Origin of the sequence: Sinomonas cyclohexanicum, from assembly GCF_020886775.1 — a bacterium.
Classification (GTDB): Bacteria; Actinomycetota; Actinomycetes; order Actinomycetales; family Micrococcaceae; genus Sinomonas; species Sinomonas cyclohexanicum.
In genome coordinates this window covers 2,289,537-2,305,815 of sequence record NZ_AP024525.1, presented here as the reverse complement: position 1 = coordinate 2,305,815, position 16,279 = coordinate 2,289,537, and the positions used below count along the sequence as shown (strand labels likewise).

The 16,279-nt window shown below is 71.7% G+C and carries 14 protein-coding genes; 10 read left to right on the top strand and 4 right to left on the bottom strand.

Annotation, left to right across the window (positions count from 1 at the left end; translation table 11 throughout):
• Nucleotides 1–35: 35 nt before the first annotated feature.
• A complete protein-coding gene (locus SCMU_RS11020; RefSeq protein WP_229229215.1) occupies nucleotides 36–524 on the bottom strand; it encodes a MarR family winged helix-turn-helix transcriptional regulator in 489 nt (162 codons plus the stop codon).
• Nucleotides 525–606: 82 nt separating this feature from the next.
• On the opposite strand from SCMU_RS11020, the gene SCMU_RS11015 reads away from it, so the two are divergent.
• The 5 genes from SCMU_RS11015 to SCMU_RS10995 all read left to right on the top strand — a co-directional run bounded on the left by SCMU_RS11015 (nucleotide 607) and on the right by SCMU_RS10995 (nucleotide 7,437).
• On the top strand, nucleotides 607–2,379 hold the full coding sequence (locus tag SCMU_RS11015) for a chloride channel protein (protein WP_229229214.1): 1,773 nt from the start codon (nucleotides 607–609) through the stop codon (nucleotides 2,377–2,379).
• An 84-nt stretch (nucleotides 2,380–2,463) separates the two neighbouring features.
• Nucleotides 2,464–3,228: a hypothetical protein gene (locus SCMU_RS11010; protein WP_229229213.1), complete on the top strand. Its 765-nt coding sequence runs from the start codon at nucleotides 2,464–2,466 to the stop codon at nucleotides 3,226–3,228.
• Nucleotides 3,228–4,487: a cytochrome c oxidase assembly protein gene (locus tag SCMU_RS11005; protein ID WP_229229212.1), complete on the top strand. Its 1,260-nt coding sequence runs from the start codon at nucleotides 3,228–3,230 to the stop codon at nucleotides 4,485–4,487. The genes SCMU_RS11010 and SCMU_RS11005 overlap by 1 nt, the downstream gene beginning before the upstream one ends.
• The gene (locus tag SCMU_RS11000; RefSeq protein WP_229229211.1) at nucleotides 4,484–6,775 is read left to right on the top strand and encodes a heavy metal translocating P-type ATPase; all 2,292 of its coding nucleotides are present in this window, start codon (nucleotides 4,484–4,486) and stop codon (nucleotides 6,773–6,775) included. The genes SCMU_RS11005 and SCMU_RS11000 overlap by 4 nt, the downstream gene beginning before the upstream one ends.
• The gene (locus SCMU_RS10995; protein WP_229229210.1) at nucleotides 6,772–7,437 is read left to right on the top strand and encodes a DUF5134 domain-containing protein; all 666 of its coding nucleotides are present in this window, start codon (nucleotides 6,772–6,774) and stop codon (nucleotides 7,435–7,437) included. The genes SCMU_RS11000 and SCMU_RS10995 overlap by 4 nt, the downstream gene beginning before the upstream one ends.
• 98 nt (nucleotides 7,438–7,535) lie before the next feature.
• On the opposite strand, the gene SCMU_RS10990 is transcribed toward SCMU_RS10995, so the two are convergent.
• From SCMU_RS10990 to SCMU_RS10980, 3 genes are read right to left on the bottom strand one after another with little or no spacing between them, the layout of a single operon-like run.
• On the bottom strand, nucleotides 7,536–9,125 hold the full coding sequence (locus SCMU_RS10990; protein WP_229229209.1) for an efflux permease Rv1217c-related protein: 1,590 nt from the start codon (nucleotides 9,123–9,125) through the stop codon (nucleotides 7,536–7,538).
• Nucleotides 9,122–10,042, bottom strand: a complete 921-nt coding sequence (locus SCMU_RS10985; protein ID WP_229229208.1) for an ABC transporter ATP-binding protein — start codon at nucleotides 10,040–10,042, stop codon at nucleotides 9,122–9,124. Before SCMU_RS10985 ends, SCMU_RS10990 begins: the two co-directional genes overlap by 4 nt.
• The gene (locus tag SCMU_RS10980; protein WP_229229207.1) at nucleotides 10,039–10,899 is read right to left on the bottom strand and encodes a MerR family transcriptional regulator; all 861 of its coding nucleotides are present in this window, start codon (nucleotides 10,897–10,899) and stop codon (nucleotides 10,039–10,041) included. The genes SCMU_RS10985 and SCMU_RS10980 overlap by 4 nt, the downstream gene beginning before the upstream one ends.
• 91 nt (nucleotides 10,900–10,990) lie before the next feature.
• Here SCMU_RS10980 and acsA point away from each other — a divergent pair, with 91 nt between their 5' ends.
• From acsA to SCMU_RS10955, 5 genes are read left to right on the top strand one after another with little or no spacing between them, the layout of a single operon-like run.
• Entirely contained in the window at nucleotides 10,991–12,820 is a 1,830-nt protein-coding gene (gene acsA / locus SCMU_RS10975) for an acetate--CoA ligase (protein WP_371829588.1), read from the top strand.
• Nucleotides 12,817–13,818, top strand: coding sequence for a pyruvate dehydrogenase (acetyl-transferring) E1 component subunit alpha (gene pdhA / locus SCMU_RS10970; RefSeq protein WP_229229206.1), 1,002 nt, complete (start codon nucleotides 12,817–12,819; stop codon nucleotides 13,816–13,818). Before acsA ends, pdhA begins: the two co-directional genes overlap by 4 nt.
• Nucleotides 13,815–14,795 carry an alpha-ketoacid dehydrogenase subunit beta gene (locus SCMU_RS10965; RefSeq protein ID WP_229229205.1) on the top strand — a complete coding sequence of 327 codons (981 nt, stop codon included), beginning with the start codon at nucleotides 13,815–13,817 and terminating at the stop codon, nucleotides 14,793–14,795. Before pdhA ends, SCMU_RS10965 begins: the two co-directional genes overlap by 4 nt.
• Nucleotides 14,788–16,029 carry a dihydrolipoamide acetyltransferase family protein gene (locus tag SCMU_RS10960; protein WP_229229204.1) on the top strand — a complete coding sequence of 414 codons (1,242 nt, stop codon included), beginning with the start codon at nucleotides 14,788–14,790 and terminating at the stop codon, nucleotides 16,027–16,029. Before SCMU_RS10965 ends, SCMU_RS10960 begins: the two co-directional genes overlap by 8 nt.
• Nucleotides 16,026–16,271 carry a phosphopantetheine-binding protein gene (locus SCMU_RS10955; protein WP_229229203.1) on the top strand — a complete coding sequence of 82 codons (246 nt, stop codon included), beginning with the start codon at nucleotides 16,026–16,028 and terminating at the stop codon, nucleotides 16,269–16,271. The genes SCMU_RS10960 and SCMU_RS10955 overlap by 4 nt, the downstream gene beginning before the upstream one ends.
• Nucleotides 16,272–16,279 lie beyond the last annotated feature (8 nt).

Genomic DNA, 16,279 nt, shown 5'->3' with positions numbered 1-16,279 from the left:
TTCCTTCGGCTGCATCCCTATGGGCGCGCTCTGCTTCAGAGCCCCATGACCAGGAGGGTTTCGGGTGCGGGTTCGCCGGCTGCGAGCGAGAACGAGTCGAGGGCGGCCACGAGGGCGGCGCGCTCCGCCGAGCCGAGGCGGCGGAGGATCTCGGCGATGGCACGCCTGCGCCGCTCGGTCGCCTCTTCGACGATGGCCGCGCCCTGTGGCTCCAGGGAGATCAGGACTTCGCGCCGGCTGCCGGGGCTGGGCTGCCGGGCGACGAGCCCGGCCTCTTCCATGCGGTCCAGGAAGCGGCTGAAGGTGGATGGCACGCTGCCCAGCGTGGCGGCGAGCACCCCGATCGGAGCCGGCCCCGAGCTGGCCAGGACGACCAGGACCCTGAACTGGGGGAGCGTGACGGACTCGAGGGCCTCGACGACCGACTGCGCCACAACCCCGAGCAGCGCCCGCGAGGCGCGGAGCACGGACTCGACCTCGTCCGCCCTCTCCTTGCCCTGGCCCTCTTCCGCTGCAGGTGACATGCCTGCCCCCCTTCCCTGCTATCGTCGTCCCCGAACGTGTGCGTTTCGCAAATGTTGTCATTCTACAGTCGAGGAGGTCTCGGTGCCGTCTGCCGCGACGCGCGGGTCCCGGATCAGGGTGCTCGGCAAACGCTTGGGCGAGAGGCTCGGGGTGGGGTCCGTGCCGTTGGTGTTCCTGGCGGTGGTCGTGGGGCTGGGGGCGGGCCTGGCCGCGGTGGCGTTCCGCTGGCTCATTGTCGGCGCTACGCAGCTCTTCTCGGGCACAGCCGACTACGCGGGTACCGTGGGGCATCCTGCCAACCACTGGGTTCCGTGGCTCGGGCCGGCGTTCGTGGTCCTCGCCCCGGTCGTCGGGGGCCTGCTCTACGGCCCGCTCGTGCACTTCTTCGCCCGCGAGGCCCGCGGCCATGGCGTCCCGGAGGTGATGTACGCCGTGGCACGCCGGGGAGGGCGGATCAAGGGCCGGGTCGCGGTGGTGAAGGCCCTGGCCTCGGCCATCACGATCGGATCGGGCGGCTCTGTGGGCAGGGAAGGGCCGATCGTCCAGATCGGCTCGGCGCTGGGATCCCGGCTCGGGACCTGGGCCGGCTCCTCGGAGGCACAGCTGCGCACCCTTGTGGCCTGCGGGGCGGCCGGGGGCATTGCGGCGACCTTCAACGCCCCCATCGCCGGGGTGTTCTTCGCGCTCGAGCTGATCCTGCGGGACTTCGCCGCCCGTTCGTTCGCGGCGGTCATGCTCGCCTCGATCGCGGCCTCGGTCGTGGGCCGGTCGCTGCTGGGCAACTACCCGTTCCTGCAGCTCCCGCCGTTCACCGTCTCGAATCCGGCCGAGATGCTCCTTTTCGCACTCCTGGGCCTGGTGGCCGGCGGAATCGGCGTGCTGTTCTCCAAGGCCCTCTACGCGATCGAGGATGCGTGCGACTGGCTCTGGCGGGGGCCGGAGTGGCTCCGCCCCGCGGCCGGCGGCCTCCTCCTCGGGACCCTGCTGCTGGTGCTGCCGCAGATGTACGGGGTCGGGTATCCGGTGCTGGAGGGCAGTGTCCTGGGCCGGTACGCTCTCGGCTTCCTCCTGCTCCTGGCTGCGGCGAAGGTCCTGGCCACGAGCCTGACCATCGGGATCGGCGGCTCCGGAGGCGTCTTCGCACCCTCCCTGTTCATCGGGGCGACGGCAGGGGCCGCGTTCGGCCAGGCCGCCGCGATGGTCTTCCCCTCGCTGTCCGGGGACGCCGGCGCCTTCGCACTGGTCGGCATGGGCGCGGTGTTCGCGGGCTCGACGAGGGCGGCGATCACCGCCGGGCTGATCATCTTCGAGCTCAGCGGCGAGTACTCGCTGATCCTGCCGCTGCTGCTGGCGGTCCTGGCCGCCACTGCCGTCTCGGCCCTCGCCAGCGGGGACACGATCTACACCCGCAAGCTCATCCGTCGCGGCGTGGACATCTCCGCACCGGCGACGGGCAGGACATCGCTCGCCGGCCTCAGCGTCGGCGCGGCCATGGGGGCAGCCCCGACACCGGTCCCGGACAGCCTCTCGGCCAAGGAGACCGCGCGGCTGCTGGCCGCCCCCGATTCCCGGGCACTGCCAGTGGTCGGCGCCGACGGCAGGCTAGCCGGGGTGATCACCCCGGCTGCGGTGGCCGAGGGCCTCGAGGGCGCTGAGGACCCAGACCGGCTCACGGCCGGGTCCCTGGCGCAGGCCGCGGCGGCCCTGACCCGGGACGAGCCGCTCGACGCTGCCGTCGAGGCGGTATTGGCCGCGGGCGAGACGGACGGACTGCCGGTCGTCGACGCCGACGGGACCCTGTGCGGTTGGCTCACCACCGAGCACGTCCTCCACCGCATCCTGACAGCAACCTGAGGGCAGCGCCAGAACGACCGACACCACGTCCCCGACACAGCGCCCACCGTGCGGAGGGCCCCCCGAGACCAAGGAGAGCCTCCCGTGACGGCATCCACCGCAGAGAAGACCGGCCCCCGCGCCGCGGCCCCGGCAGCCCGTCTCTGGTGGGCTGCCGTCGTCCCCCTTGGGATCGCGCTCGTCACCGCGCTCGCCCTCGGCCAGACGGGCTACCGCGAGCTCAGCCGCGACTTCCCCGGGACCGGAACGGCCCTGGCGAGCACGCTCCTGCACGTCCTGGCATGGGCAGCCGGGACACTGTGCATCGGCGGGCTGTTCCAGGCCGCGTTCCTGCGCGGGCGCCCCGGCGCACTGCGTCCGCCGGGCGCCGACCCTGCTGATGCCCGGCTCGTGACGTCCTCGTCTGCGGCGTGGCTGGCCGCATCGCTGGTGCTCGTCGCCGTGGACGGGGCCGATTCGAACGGCGTCCCCCTTGACCGCGTCCTCGACCCGGGTGCGCTCCTGTACCTCGTCCAGGCCTCTTACCTGCCCGGAGCCTGGATCGTCACAGGCCTGTGCGCGGCCGTGGTCCTCATCGGGTTCCGGCTGGCGCGGCACTGGGCGGCCGGGCCCGCCCTGCTGGCGGTGGCCCTCGCGGGGGTCCTGGGCCCCGTGCTCGTTACACAGGTCCTCGTGGGACCCAACCATGACTTCGGCAGCGATGCGGCCGTCTTTGGCGTCCCGGCCGAGGCCGTCTTCTTCGGCGTGACGTCCGTCCTGACGTACCGGCTCCTGAAGCGCAGCGCAAGGCGATCTGGGCCCAGACGATCGCGCGCTACCGCCGCGTCGCGGCGGTCTGCTGGGCAGTGATGGCGCTCTTCGGCGGTGTGGAGGCGTGGTTCTTCCTCGCCGGGTCCGCGCCGTCCGCCAGTCCTACCGGCTGGCTGCTCGGGGCCCGGTTCGTGCTCCTGGCGGCTCTGGGAGTACTCCTGCTGCGCCTGCGCGGCCTGCCGGGCACGGACGTGCGCGCGGTGAGGGCGAGGACGCGCCGTGTGGGCGTCCTCGCGGTCGTCCTCGTGGCGGCCATGGGCGGCCTCGACGTTGCGCTGTCCCGCCTCCCGCCTCCGAACTACTTCGTCCCGACCTCGGTCGCCCAGCTGTACTTCGGCTACAACGTCGACGCAGCACCTACCCCGACCGTCCTGGCTCTGGACTGGCGGCCCAACATCTTCTTCCTCGTCCTGTCCGCCGTGGGCGCTGGGCTCTACCTCTTCGCGGTCGCGCGGCTCCGCCGGCGGGGCGACCGGTGGCCACCCGGAAGGACGCTCGCGTGGCTGCTGGGCTGGCTGTGCGTTGTGCTGACCACCTCGTCGGGCCTAGGCAAGTACGCGGACGCTTCCTTCAGCCTGCACATGATCCTGCACATGAGCCTGAACATGCTCTGCCCGGTGCTCCTGGTCCTCGGCGGCCCGATCACACTCGCGCTGCGGGCCACGACGCCGGCGGCGGCAGACCGGGCGCCCGGGCCGCACGAGTGGGTCAAGGCCATCCTGCACTGGCCGGTGCTGCAACACCTGAACAACCCCCTGTGGGTGTTCGCGGAGTTCATCGGGTCCTACTACGTCCTGTACTTCACCCCCATCTTCGAGCAGGCCATGCGCTACCACTGGGCCCACCAGCTGTTCAACGTGCACCTGCTGGTTGTCGGGTACTTCTTCTACAGCCTCGTCATCGGCGTCGACAAGCCGCCCCGGCCCGTGCCCCATCTGGGCAAGCTCGGCCTCGTCCTGGCCGCGATGCCCTTCCACGCGTTCTTCGGCGTGATCGTCATGACCAGCACCACCGTGATCGCCGGGGAGTTCTACCAGTGGCTCTCCCGGCCCTGGTGGCCGGACCTGCTAGCCGACCAGTACGCCGGCGGCGGCATTGCCTGGGCCGCGGGCGAGGTCCCGCTGCTCGTCGTCGTCCTGGCACTGCTCACCCAGTGGGCGCGCCAGGACCGCCGGGAGCGGAGACGGGTCGACCGGCACCTCGACTCCGGCCTTGACGAGAGTTTCGAAGCGTACAACGAGATGCTCGGCCGCCTCGCCGAGCGCCACGACACCAGACCCCTCCAGGAGCGCCCATGACAGCGCCGTCGCCGGTACCCGTCACCTATCCCGCAGCCGAGCCGCTCGAGCTGAACATCTCCGGGATGACCTGCACAGCCTGCGCGGGCAGGATCGAACGCAAGCTCAACAAGCTCGACGGCGTCCACGCCGTCGTCAACTTCGCCACGGAGCGGGCCGTCGTGCACGGCATCGGCCACGCCGGCGCGCCCGAGGTGATCCGGGCCGTCGAGAAGGCCGGCTACGGCGCCGCGCTGCGTGAGGCGGACGACGACGTGTGGTCCGCCCGGGCCGCTGAGGCCCGCATCGGCTCGCTGCGCCGACGGCTCGCCGTCGCGACCGTCCTCACGATCCCGCTGTGCGACCTCACGATCCTCCTGGCACTCGTGCCGGGCTGGCGCTTCCCCGCCTGGGAGATCGTCTGCGTCCTGCTCGCCCTCCCCATCGTGGCGTGGGCGGCATGGCCGTTCCACCGGGCCACCCTCCGGGGCCTGGCCCGCGGCTCGCTCAGCATGGACACCCTCGTCTCACTCGGAAGCCTGGCCTCGTTCGGCTGGGCCGTCGTCACCCTGATCATCGGTTCCTCAGGGCCGGGGTACTGGCTCGGATTCGGTGTCACGCCCGAGGGGGCCGACGCCATCTACCTCGACGTCGCCGCGGGCATGATCACCTTCCAGCTCGGCGGCCGCTACTTCGAGGCCCGCTCGCGCCGCCGCGCCGGCGACGTCCTCAACGCCCTCGCCTCCCTCGCCGTCCGCGACGTCAGGGTGCTGCGTGACGGGCTTGAGCGTATTGTCCCGGTGGGTGAGCTCAGGGTAGGGGAGACGTTCGTCGTCCTCCCTGGCGAGCGGCTCGCCGCCGACGGCACGGTGACCGACGGTGCCTCGGGGATCGACACGGGCCCCATGACCGGGGAATCCGTCCCGGCCGAAGCAAGCCCGGGGTCCGAGGTCGTCGGCGGAGCGGTCAACCTCACCGGGCGCCTCGAGATCAGGGCCGACGCGGTCGGCCCGAAGACCCGCCTTGCGCAGATGGCTGCCCTCGCCGAGGAGGCCCAGCGGCGCAAGGCGCGCATGCAGACCCTCGCGGACCGGATCTCGCAGTACTTCATCCCCGCCGTGATCGCGTTGGCCGTGGTTGTCATGGCGGCGTGGCTGCTCGGTGGTGCTGCCCCTCGGGATGCCTTCGGCACCGGGGTCGCCGTGCTGATCATCGCGTGCCCGTGTGCTCTCGGCCTCGCCACCCCGACCGCGCTCATGGTCGGTGTCGGCCGCGGGGGCCAGCTCGGCATCCTCATCAAGGGCCAGGATGCGCTCGAGGCCAGCGGCACCATCGACACGGTCGTCTTCGACAAGACCGGCACACTCACCACCGGGGCCATGCGCGTCACCGCCGTCGAGCCGCTCGACGGCGGTGGAGCCGCCGACCTCCTGCGCTGGGCGGGAGCGGTGGAGGCCGCGTCCGAGCACGCCATCGCACAAGCCGTCGCCGACGCCGCCCGCGCCAGGGTCGGAACCCTGCCGCCAGCGGTGCGCTTCACGGCCTTGCCCGGACTCGGTGCCCGGGCCGAGGTCGACGGCGCGGCAGTCACTGTGGGCAGCCCGCGCCTGTTCGCCCAGGAGGGCCTCGCCGTGCCCGTCGCGGCGGCGGCCGCCGTCGCCCGCTTCCACGCCCAAGGCGCCACCGCGGTGCTCATCGCCGTGGACGGCGCCGCCCGCGGCGTCATCGCGCTGGCCGACGACGCGAAGCCTTCAGCGGCACCCACGGTCGAGCGGCTCCGCTCCCTGGGACTGCGGAGCATCCTCCTGACCGGTGACGCTGAAGCTCCCGCCCGTGCCATCGCCGCCGCCACGGGCATCGAGGACGTAGTCTCGGGAGTGCTCCCGGCCGAGAAGGCCGAGGCCATCGCGAGGCTCCAGTCCGAAGGGCACCGGGTCGCCATGGTCGGAGACGGGATCAACGACGCCGCGGCCCTCGCCACCGCCGAGCTCGGACTGGCGTTGGTCCGCGGCACCGACATCGCCATGAAGTCCGCGGACATCATCCTGGTCCGCGAGGACCTCGGCACCGTGGTGGATGCGATCCTGCTCTCCCGCCGCACGCTGCGCACCATCCGGCTCAACCTCGTCTGGGCCTTCGGCTACAACATCGCCGCCATCCCGATCGCTGCCCTGGGCCTCCTGAACCCACTCATCGCCGCCGCCGCGATGGCGCTCTCCTCCGTGCTGGTGGTCTCCAACAGCCTCCGGCTGCGCTCCTTCGAGCCCCAGTCCGGGCACCCCGGGAGCGACAGGAGCGAAGCACGGTGACCCACGACCCCCTGGGCCAGATCGTCGTCACAGCCCTCGCGGCCGCCGTCGCCGTGCTGTACCTGCCCGACCTCGGCCGACGGAACCGAGCGCGGACACGGCTCAACGCGGGCCTCCACATCGCCATGGCCGCAGGCATGGCGGCCATGGTCTGGCCGATCGGCATGCAGGTGCCGCCCGACGCCGGAGCAACCCTCTTCGGCGCGGCGGCGGCGGCCTACGCCTACCAGATCATGGTCCCCGAACCTGGCCCTTTCTCGGATGGGCCCCGGGACAGCCACCACCGCGGGGTCCTCCTCTGGTACCACCTCGCCATGATGGCCGCAATGGCCTGGATGTACCTCGCGATGGGCCTTTCCACGCACCCCACCCACTCCGCCGTCGCAATGCCCGCCACGGGCACGGCCGCACCCACCCGCGGGGCTCCGGCCGGCGCCCCCACCGGAGGCATGACGCATGCCCTGGAAGGATGGCCGCTCGCCGCATCGTGGCTGTTCGTGCTGATGTTCGCCGCGGCCCTCATCGCATTCACGGGGCTGCTGCTGAAGTCCTTCACCCGGGGCGGCCACTTGCACGGCGCAGGCCGCCGACGCCGCACCGCAGCGTCGGCGGGCATGGCCGCCGCCATGCTCATCGGATACGGCCTCCTAGTCCTGCCCTAGCTCGCCGCCTACGGAATGAACCACCCAGGCACCAGCCACGGCCGTGCCTGCGGAGCGGAGCCGTGGGAGCACGTCACTCTGACTCTCCTAGCCCGTCCTTAGCCCGTCGCGATGTCGCGGCGCCCGGCCACGGCGAGGGCCAGCGCGGCGGCACCGAGGCCGGCAGCCGCCAGCCACACCGAGGATGCCCAGCCCGGTGCCGCCGCGGCGATATCGGGGGCATGCCCGAAGACGGCGATCGCCTCGCCCCAGGCCGGCACGCGGAGGAGCTTGCCCAGCATCGCGACCGTCGCACTGGCGGCGAGCGGCGCCCAAGCCAGGGCCTGCCACCGGGGTGCGACAGCCTCTACGAGCAGGGCTGCCCCCAGCAGGGCCAGGCACGCGGGCCACTGGCCCATGATGTAGCCGAAGGCACGCAGAGCGGCATGGTCCTCGTGGACGAGGGACGCCGTCACTCCCGCCGCGGCCAGCCCGGCGGCCGAGAGAAGGACGAGTGAGCCGAGCGCCGCGACGGCGGCGGTGGCCGCGGGCACCTCCCAGCGCCGCTGGCCCGTGGCCAGGACGAGGTCCACCAGTCCCGCACGTTCGTCGCGTGCCGCATGGGCGACCGCGATCACCACGTAGCAGGCGCCGGTGATCCCGACGATGAGCCCCACGAACGCGAAGTAGCTCGACACGGGAGAGGCCTGGCCTGTCATGCCCTGCATCAGCTCGCCCGTGGCCCTGTCCTTCTCCATGAGGGACACGAGGCCGGAACCGAGCCCACCGAAGAGCGCCCCCAGCAGCGCCATCGCCACGGCCCACGCCGCGACCTGGGCCCGGGAGAGCCTGGCGGCGAGTCCGAAGGCGGAACGGGCCCGCCCGCGCCGCGCGCTGCTGCCACCGGGCCGGAAGAACCCGGCACCGAATTCCCGGTGTGCCGCGAGGAGCCGCTCGACGGCGATCAGGACGGCCGCTGCGCCGACGAAGACAGCCAGCGACACGGCATGGTCTCCGGCGTAGGGGGCGACGAGTTCCTTCCATCCCAGCGGAGTGAGCCAGAGCAGCCACCGCGAGCCGCCCGTGTCCGCGACAGCCCGGAGGGCGAAGCCGGCGCCGAGCACGGCCATTGCGAGCCAGCGCGCCGTGGTCGCCTCAGGCATGAGCTGGGCGCAGACCAGCGCCAGGATTCCGACGGTGAACGCCGCCACGGCAACGACGGCACCGAGCGAGGCCGCCCCGGCCATGGTCAGCTCCGCGACGTGCCCGACCTGCACCCCGAGCACGAGGCCCACCATGGCCCCGAGCAGGGCAGAGGCCAGGGCCACGACGATCAGTACAGCGGTCCCGTAGCGGCCCGGTGCCACTCCGCAGGAGCGCACGAGCTCGAGCGTCCCGGCGTCCTCCGCACCGCGCGAGAGCCGCACGGCGAGCAGGAGGGACATCAGGCACCCGAGGACCATGACATAGGCCCCCGTCTCGAAGGCCAGGAGCTGGCCCAGCGTGCCCGGGGCCGGCAGGACGCCGTAGAAGACCTTCAGCGCCAGATTGGCGCGCATCGTCTCGACCAGGACCTGCCGGTCGGACAGCGCCGGGTAGGTCGCGGCGTAGGCGGGGGCCGTGACCGCGACGAGGACAGCGAGCGGGATCAGCCACGCAAGGATGCGGGTCCGCTGCTGGCGCAGGAGGAAGACGACCAGCGCAGTCATCGCGCACTCGTCTGGTAATGGCGCAGGAAGAGATCCTCGAGGCTCGCCGGCACACAGGTGATGTCCTGCGCGTCGGCGCCCGCAAGGACAGCGAGGACCCGCGGCACCTGCGCGCGGGGGACACTGAGCTCAAGCCGTCCATCGACCGTTCCGTCCACGTCCAGGCCGACCCCCCGCAGCTCCGCAAGCGTGGAGGCCTCCCGGACGCCGAGGTCGGCGGTCACCGTCGAGGCGGCCAGGTGCCGCATCCGGGCGAGCGGACCCGAATCGACCAGCCGGCCGTCCTTGATGATGGTCACGTCTCCGCACAGCTGCTCCACCTCGGCCAGCAGGTGGCTGGAGAGCAGGGTGGTACGGCCTTGGGCCGCCGCCTCACGGATGCAGTCGGCGAATACCCTCACCATGAGCGGATCGAGCCCGGAGGTCGGCTCGTCCAGGACCAGCAGCTCAGTACGGGCAGCGAACGCGGCCACCAGCATCACCTTCTGCCGGTTGCCCTTCGAGTACGCGCGCACGCGCTTCCCCGGATCGAGGGCGAACCGCTCCACAAGGTCCCGCTCGGCCGCAGGATCGTAGGCGCCGCGGAGCCGGGCAAGGACGTCGAGGACCTCCCGGCCGGTGAGGTTGCCCCACAGGGCCACGTCACCCGGAACGTAGGACACGCGACGCGTGACCTCGGCGGGGTGCGCCCCGGGATCCAGACCCAGAACCCGAACCTCGCCTGCGGAGCGTGCGTAGAGGCCGAGGAGCACGCGGATAGTCGTCGTCTTCCCCGCGCCATTGGGCCCCAGGAAGCCATGGACCGCCGCCCGGCCCACGACCAAGTCGAGCCCGTCGACCGCACGGAAACTGCCGAACGCCTTGACGAGGCCGCGGACTTCGATGGCGTGCGCCGACGGGAGGTGGGCGGCGGTCATGGCCCTGCCACCCCCGCTGCGGCAGAGCCAGGCGCAGCGGGGCCTGTGCCGCCGCCCGAGGGCTGGCTCTGGGACAGGACGCCCGCACGTTCGGCGAGCGCTGTGAGGAAGAGCGTGTGAATGTGTTCGGGGAAGACGAGCGTGACGAGCTCGACGACGGACGGTGGCACGTTCCCCTCGAACCGGGAGATGACGTCGACCACGCCCACACCGCCAGCGCGGACGATCAGCTCGATGGTGCGGTCGGCCAGGTCGTCGATGGCCGCCGCGAGGTCGCCCTCTGGCAGTTGAGCAGCTTCTTCGCCGAGGTGCTGCAGCTCGCCGAAAAGCGCGAGAGCCTCCTCGAGGGTCGACCCGTAGAAGTTCATCGCGAACGCGGTCACGGCTTCAGGAAGCACCCCCCGGTAGGCCGCGACCTCGAGCAGCTCCCGCTCGCCGCGAATACCGCGACGGAGGGCCTCGTCGCTGGTGTGGTTCTCGATCTCGTCGTAGAGCCGTACAAGGGGAGACGGAAGTGGGGTGAGCGCCGAGCCCGACTCGACGATCTCCAGCAATCGCGCCACATGCTCGCGCTGGGCCGTCAGCTCCTTGATGCGTCTGCTGACCGCCTCAAGGGCGGCCTTCAGGTCCTCGGCCGCGTCCGCCGAGGAATCGCGCATGATGAAGTCGGGCAGCTGGTCGAGGGGAACACCGCCGTCGGTGACCCACCGAATATGCAGCATCCGTGCCACATGTTCGAAGCCGTAGTCGCGGTAGCCGTGCGGCGAGGGTGGGACGGGAAGCAGGCCGATCTGGTGGTAGTAGCGGACGGTCCGCGGCGTCGTTCCCGTGATCTCGGCCAGTTGGCTGATGCGCATGCCTCCACGATGCAGTGTGACGTTGCGTCACTGTCAAGAGAAGGGCGCCGGGGGCTGCGGAAGCACCCGGGGACTTTAGGCACTTGGCCGCATGCGGCGGGCGGCGTGTCATGGAGTCGTGAGCGCAGAAACCCACGCGGCTACAACGTGGCCGGTGATCCACAAGGACCCCCGGGCCCTGACCGTCGCGCCCCATCTCGCGGACTATGACGGGGAGTGCGCCGTGTTCCGCTGGGAGGACGCGCGCCGTGCCCTCACGGGCCTGCCGGGCGGCGGGCTCAACATTGCCCACGAGGCGGTCGATCGGCACGCTGCAGGTCCTTTGGGCGGCCACGAGGCCCTGCGCTTCGTGCACGCCGACGGTGGCGTCGAGTCCCTCACGTACTCGGATCTGGCCGAGCGGGCTAGCCGCTTCGCCGGCGTCCTGCGCGGTCTCGGTGTGGGCCCGGGGGAGCGGGTCTTCTCACTCCTCGGCCGGAGGCCCGAACTCTACGCCGCCGTCCTTGGCACGCTCAAGGCAGGAAGCGTGTTCTGTCCACTGTTCTCGGCATTCGGCCCGGACCCCGTGCGCCAGCGCCTCGGGCTGGGCGGCGGCCGGGTGCTCGTGACAACGCGGTCCCTGTACCGCAAGAAGGTCGCGGCCATCCGCTCCGACCTGCCCGATCTCCGGCACGTCCTCCTGGTTGACGCCGGAGACTCGCCCGAGCCGGGAACGCTCGACCTGGCGGCGCTCATGCTCAAGGCCGAGCCCCTCGCGGAGGTGGCGCGGACGCTCCCTGACGACTACGCGCTCCTGCACTTCACGAGCGGCACGACCGGGACGCCCAAGGGTGCGCTCCACGTGCACGAGGCCGTCGTGGCCCACTGGGCCACGGGACGATACGCCCTCGACCTCCACCCGGATGATGTCTACTGGTGCACGGCGGACCCGGGGTGGGTCACCGGGACGTCGTACGGGATCATCGCTCCCCTCGTCCATGGGGTCACCGCGGTCGTCGACGAGGAGGAGCTCGACGTCGACCGCTGGTACCGGATCCTGGCCGAGGAGCGCGTCACTGTCTGGTACACGGCGCCGACCGCGCTGCGAATGCTCATGAAAGCAGGCGCCGAGCGCGCCCGCGAGCACGATCTGAGCGCGCTGCGATTCGTGGCCAGCGTCGGTGAGCCCCTCAACCCCGAGGTGGTCCTCTGGGGGCAGGAAGCCCTGGGCCTGCCGGTGCATGACAACTGGTGGCAGACCGAGACCGGAGGCATCATGATCTCCAACTACGCCGCCATGGACATCCGCCCGGGATCCATGGGGAAGCCGCTGCCCGGTGTGGAGGCGACCGTCCTGACGCGCGGGCCCGACGACCGGCCCGTGCTGCGGGACGGCGAGGCCGTGCCGGTCGCCGAGCCCGGCGCCGTCGGCGAGCTCGCTCTGCGGCCCGGCTGGCCCTCGATGTTCCGTGGGTACCTCAACGAGGACGAGCGCTACCAGAAGTGCTTCGCCGGAGGCTGGTACCTCACCGGCGACCTCGCGACGCGCGACGCCGACGGGTACTACTGGTTCGTGGGCCGCGGCGACGATGTGATCAAGTCCTCTGGCCACCTCATCGGGCCCTTCGAGGTGGAGAGCGCGCTCATGGAACACGCCGCGGTAGCCGAGGCAGGCGTCATCGGCGTGCCGGACCCGGTGGCCGGGGAGGTGGTCAAGGCGTTCGTCGAGCTGCGTGCCGGGCACGAGGCCACCGACGAGCTGCGCCTCGACATCATCGGCTTCGCACGACGCCGGCTGGGCGCCGCCGTCGCGCCTCGTTCGGTGGAGTTCGTGGCGGCGCTCCCGCACACGCGCAGCGGCAAGGTGCTGCGCCGCCTCCTCAAGGCCCGCGAGCTCGGCCTCCCCGAGGGCGACACCTCCACGCTCGAGGCCAGGCCATGAGCAGCGCTCCAGCGACCGGCGTCCTCGACACTGACCCCGAGGCGGCAGTCGGACTCCTGAGGTCCATGCTGCGGGTCCGGCGTCTCGAGGAGGCGTGCGTGCGGCTCTACACCGAACAGAAGATCCGCGGCTTCCTGCATGTGTCCATCGGCGAGGAGGCGGTCGTTGCCGGCGTCATGAGCGCTCTGGGGCCCGACGATGCGGTCGTCGCGACGTACCGCGAGCACGGCCACGCGCTCCTGAGGGGCGTGCCGGCGCGGCGGCTCATGGCCGAGATGTACGGCAAGGCCGAGGGCTGCAGCCGTGGCCGCGGTGGGTCGATGCACCTCTTCGACGCCGGCACGAGGTTCTACGGCGGCAACGCGATCGTGGCCGGCGGACTTCCACTTGCCGTCGGGCTCGCACTCGCGGACGCCATGCAGGGCCGCGACCGGGTGACCGCATGCTTCTTCGGCGAGGGTGCCATGGCCGAGGGCGAGTTCCACGAGAGCATGAACCTCGCAGCGCTGTGGCGCCTGCCCGTGCTGTTCTGCTGCGAGAACAACCTCTACGCGATGGGGACGGCACTGACCCGGTCGGAGTCGCAGACCGACCTCGCGCTCAAGGCCGCCGCCTATGGCGTTCCCGCCTGGGAGGTCGACGGCATGGATTCCCTCGCAGTTGCGGGCGCAGCGCGCCGGGCGGTCGATGCGGTGCGGGGCGGCGGCGGTCCATACTTCCTCGAGCTGAGGACCTATCGATTCCGCGCGCACTCGATGTTCGATCCGGAGCGCTACCGGGACAAGGCCGAGGTCACCGCATGGATGCAGCGCGACCCCATTCCCGCCCTCCGCGGGGCCCTCGGAGCTGCCGAACTCCTCGACGACGGCGCGTGGACGCAGCTCGGGCGCGAAGCGGATGAGGAGATCGCGGACGCCGTCGCCTTCGCGGAGGCGGGCACCCTCGAGCCGGTCGACGAGCTGACACGGTTCGTCTACAGCGAGCGGAGCGCGCCATGACGACGACGTATCGCGAGGCCATGCGCGCCGCGCTGCGGGACGCGCTCCGGAGGGATGAGCGCGTGTTCCTCATGGGCGAGGACGTGGGCGCCTACGGCGGCTGCTACGCCGTGAGCCTCGGCCTCCTCGAGGAGTTCGGCCCGGAACGGGTCCGCGACACACCGCTCTCGGAGTCCGGATTCGTGGGCGCGGGCATCGGGGCCGCCTTGGGCGGGATGCGGCCCATCGTCGAGATCATGACCGTGAACTTCAGCCTCCTGGCCCTCGACCAGATCGTCAACAGCGCCGCGTCCCTCCTGCACATGTCCGGCGGCCAGTTCAATGTCCCGATCGTCATCCGCATGACGACGGGTGCGGGGCGGCAGCTCGGCGCCCAGCATTCGCACAGCCTCGAGGGCTGGTACGCCCACATCCCCGGCCTGAAGATCCTGGCCCCCGCTACGCTCGAGGACGCACGCGGCATGCTGTGGACAGCCCTCGAGGACCCCGATCCGGTGCTCATCTTCGAACATGGTTCGCTCTACGGAGCCGAGGGCGAGCTCGACGACAGCGCCGGCCCGGTCGGGATCGACAGCGCGGCCGTGCGTCGGGAAGGCACCGACGTCAGCCTCATCACCTACGGCGGGACCCTTCCGCTCACGCTCGACGCCGCCGAGCAGCTCGCGGCGCAGGGGATCAGCGCTGAGGTGGTTGACCTGCGCACCCTGCGCCCCCTCGACGACGCGACGATCCTGGCGAGCGTCGCACGGACCCACCGCGCCGTCGTCGTCGACGAGGCATGGCGCAGCGGGAGCCTCTCGGCCGAAGTCAGTGCGCGCATCACCGAAAGGGCCTTCTACGAGCTCGACGCGCCGGTCGTCAGGGTCTGCGGGGCAGAGGTCCCGATGCCCTACGCCAAGCACCTCGAACAGGCCGCCCTGCCCTCCGCCGAACGTGTGGTCGCGGCCGCACTCGAAACGGTGTCCACCCATGCGTGAGCTGACGATGCCCTCGCTCGGGGCGGACATGGAGCACGGGAAGATCGTCGAATGGCTCGTCAAGCCCGGCGACACTGTGCACCGCGGCGACCTCATCGCGGTTGTCGACACGGACAAGACGATCATGGACGTCGAGTCCTTCGAGGACGGCGTGATTGGCGAGTACCTCGTGCCCCTCGGGGAAACGGTCTCCGTTGGCACGCCCATCGTGAGACTCGACGAGCGCACAGCGCGCCCGGAGGCTCCGCCCGAGCCCCCACGCCCGGCGGCAGAGCACGTTGGGGCCGCACAGGCCGCCCCTGCGGCGCATGCCGCCCCCGCGGCGCATGCCGCCAGCCACCACGTGCGGTCGTCGCCGCTCGCCAGGCGCCTCGCGGCCCGACTGGGGATCGACCTGGGGACCGTCGAGGGAACCGGTCCCCAGGGGAGTGTGTCCGAGGCAGATGTCCGCCGGGCCGCCGTGCAGGGAGCCGGGCCGGAACAGGCGGACGGGCCGGCGACCACCCGGCCGAGCCCACAGCCCGCGCCCGAGGAGGCATCGCCGTCGGGCGCGGACCAGCCGCAGGGCAAGGCCGCGACGCTCCGGGCGGCCCTCGGCAGCCTCATGGCCAGGTCCAAGGCGACCATCCCGCACTACTACCTCAGCACCACGATCGATCTGGGCAGGACCGTCGCGCTCATGCAGGACCGCAACCTCGCGCGGCCCGTCTCCGAGCGCCTCGTCCCCGCGGCCTTCCTGCTCAAGGCCGCGGCAGTCGCGGCCCGCGAGGTGCCCGGCATGAACGGATTCTTCACGGAGAGCGGCTTCGCCCCGAGCGAGCACGTGCACCTCGGCGTCGCGCTTGCCCTGCGCGGCGGCGGCCTCGTGGCCCCGGCACTCCATGACGCCGACACGCTCACCGTCGACGACCTGATGGCGAAGCTCCGCGACCTCGCGGCGCGTGCGCGTGCGGGCCGGCTGCTGCGGGCCGAGATGGCGGACGCGACCATCACGGTCACAAGTCTCGGGGACCTCGGCGTCGAGTCCGTCTTCGGGGTCATCGTCCCGCCGCAGGTCGCGATGGTCGGGTTCGGGCGCGTGGTCGAGCGGCCCTGGGCCGAGAACGGGATGCTCGGCGTCCGGCCCACCGTCACGGCGACCCTCTCGGCCGACCACCGCGTGAGCGACGGCCTGGGCGGCGGCCGCTACCTCGCCCGCGTCCACGAACTCCTGCTCGCCCCGGAGGAGCTATGACAACCCTCGACCCACGCTCGGCGGCCCTCGCCGCGCTGCGCGAGATCGCACCCGAGCTCGAGCCTGACGAGATCGCCGACTCGGACCGTCTCAGGCAGGACCTCGACCTCGACTCCTTGGACTTCCTGCGCCTCATCGAGCAGATCGCGAAGGCAACCGGCGTGGACGTCCCCGAGCGGGACTACCCACTGGTCGCAACCTTCGGCGGGCTCGTGGCCTACGTCGCCGCGCATCACGCGTGACGGTGCCG

Bases quoted from the DNA above. Each gene is read 5' to 3' on its own strand.
- SCMU_RS10990 (WP_229229209.1), bottom strand. From the start codon at position 9,125: ATGACTGCGCTGGTCGTCTTCCTCCTGCGCCAGCAGCGGACCCGCATC.
- SCMU_RS10955 (WP_229229203.1), top strand. From the start codon at position 16,026: ATGACAACCCTCGACCCACGCTCGGCGGCCCTCGCCGCGCTGCGCGAG.
- SCMU_RS10985 (WP_229229208.1), bottom strand. From the start codon at position 10,042: ATGACCGCCGCCCACCTCCCGTCGGCGCACGCCATCGAAGTCCGCGGC.
- SCMU_RS10960 (WP_229229204.1), top strand. From the start codon at position 14,788: ATGCGTGAGCTGACGATGCCCTCGCTCGGGGCGGACATGGAGCACGGG.
- SCMU_RS11020 (WP_229229215.1), bottom strand. From the start codon at position 524: ATGTCACCTGCAGCGGAAGAGGGCCAGGGCAAGGAGAGGGCGGACGAG.
- SCMU_RS10965 (WP_229229205.1), top strand. From the start codon at position 13,815: ATGACGACGACGTATCGCGAGGCCATGCGCGCCGCGCTGCGGGACGCG.
- SCMU_RS11005 (WP_229229212.1), top strand. From the start codon at position 3,228: ATGGCGCTCTTCGGCGGTGTGGAGGCGTGGTTCTTCCTCGCCGGGTCC.
- SCMU_RS11000 (WP_229229211.1), top strand. From the start codon at position 4,484: ATGACAGCGCCGTCGCCGGTACCCGTCACCTATCCCGCAGCCGAGCCG.
- SCMU_RS10980 (WP_229229207.1), bottom strand. From the start codon at position 10,899: ATGCGCATCAGCCAACTGGCCGAGATCACGGGAACGACGCCGCGGACC.
- pdhA (WP_229229206.1), top strand. From the start codon at position 12,817: ATGAGCAGCGCTCCAGCGACCGGCGTCCTCGACACTGACCCCGAGGCG.
- acsA (WP_371829588.1), top strand. From the start codon at position 10,991: ATGCGGCGGGCGGCGTGTCATGGAGTCGTGAGCGCAGAAACCCACGCG.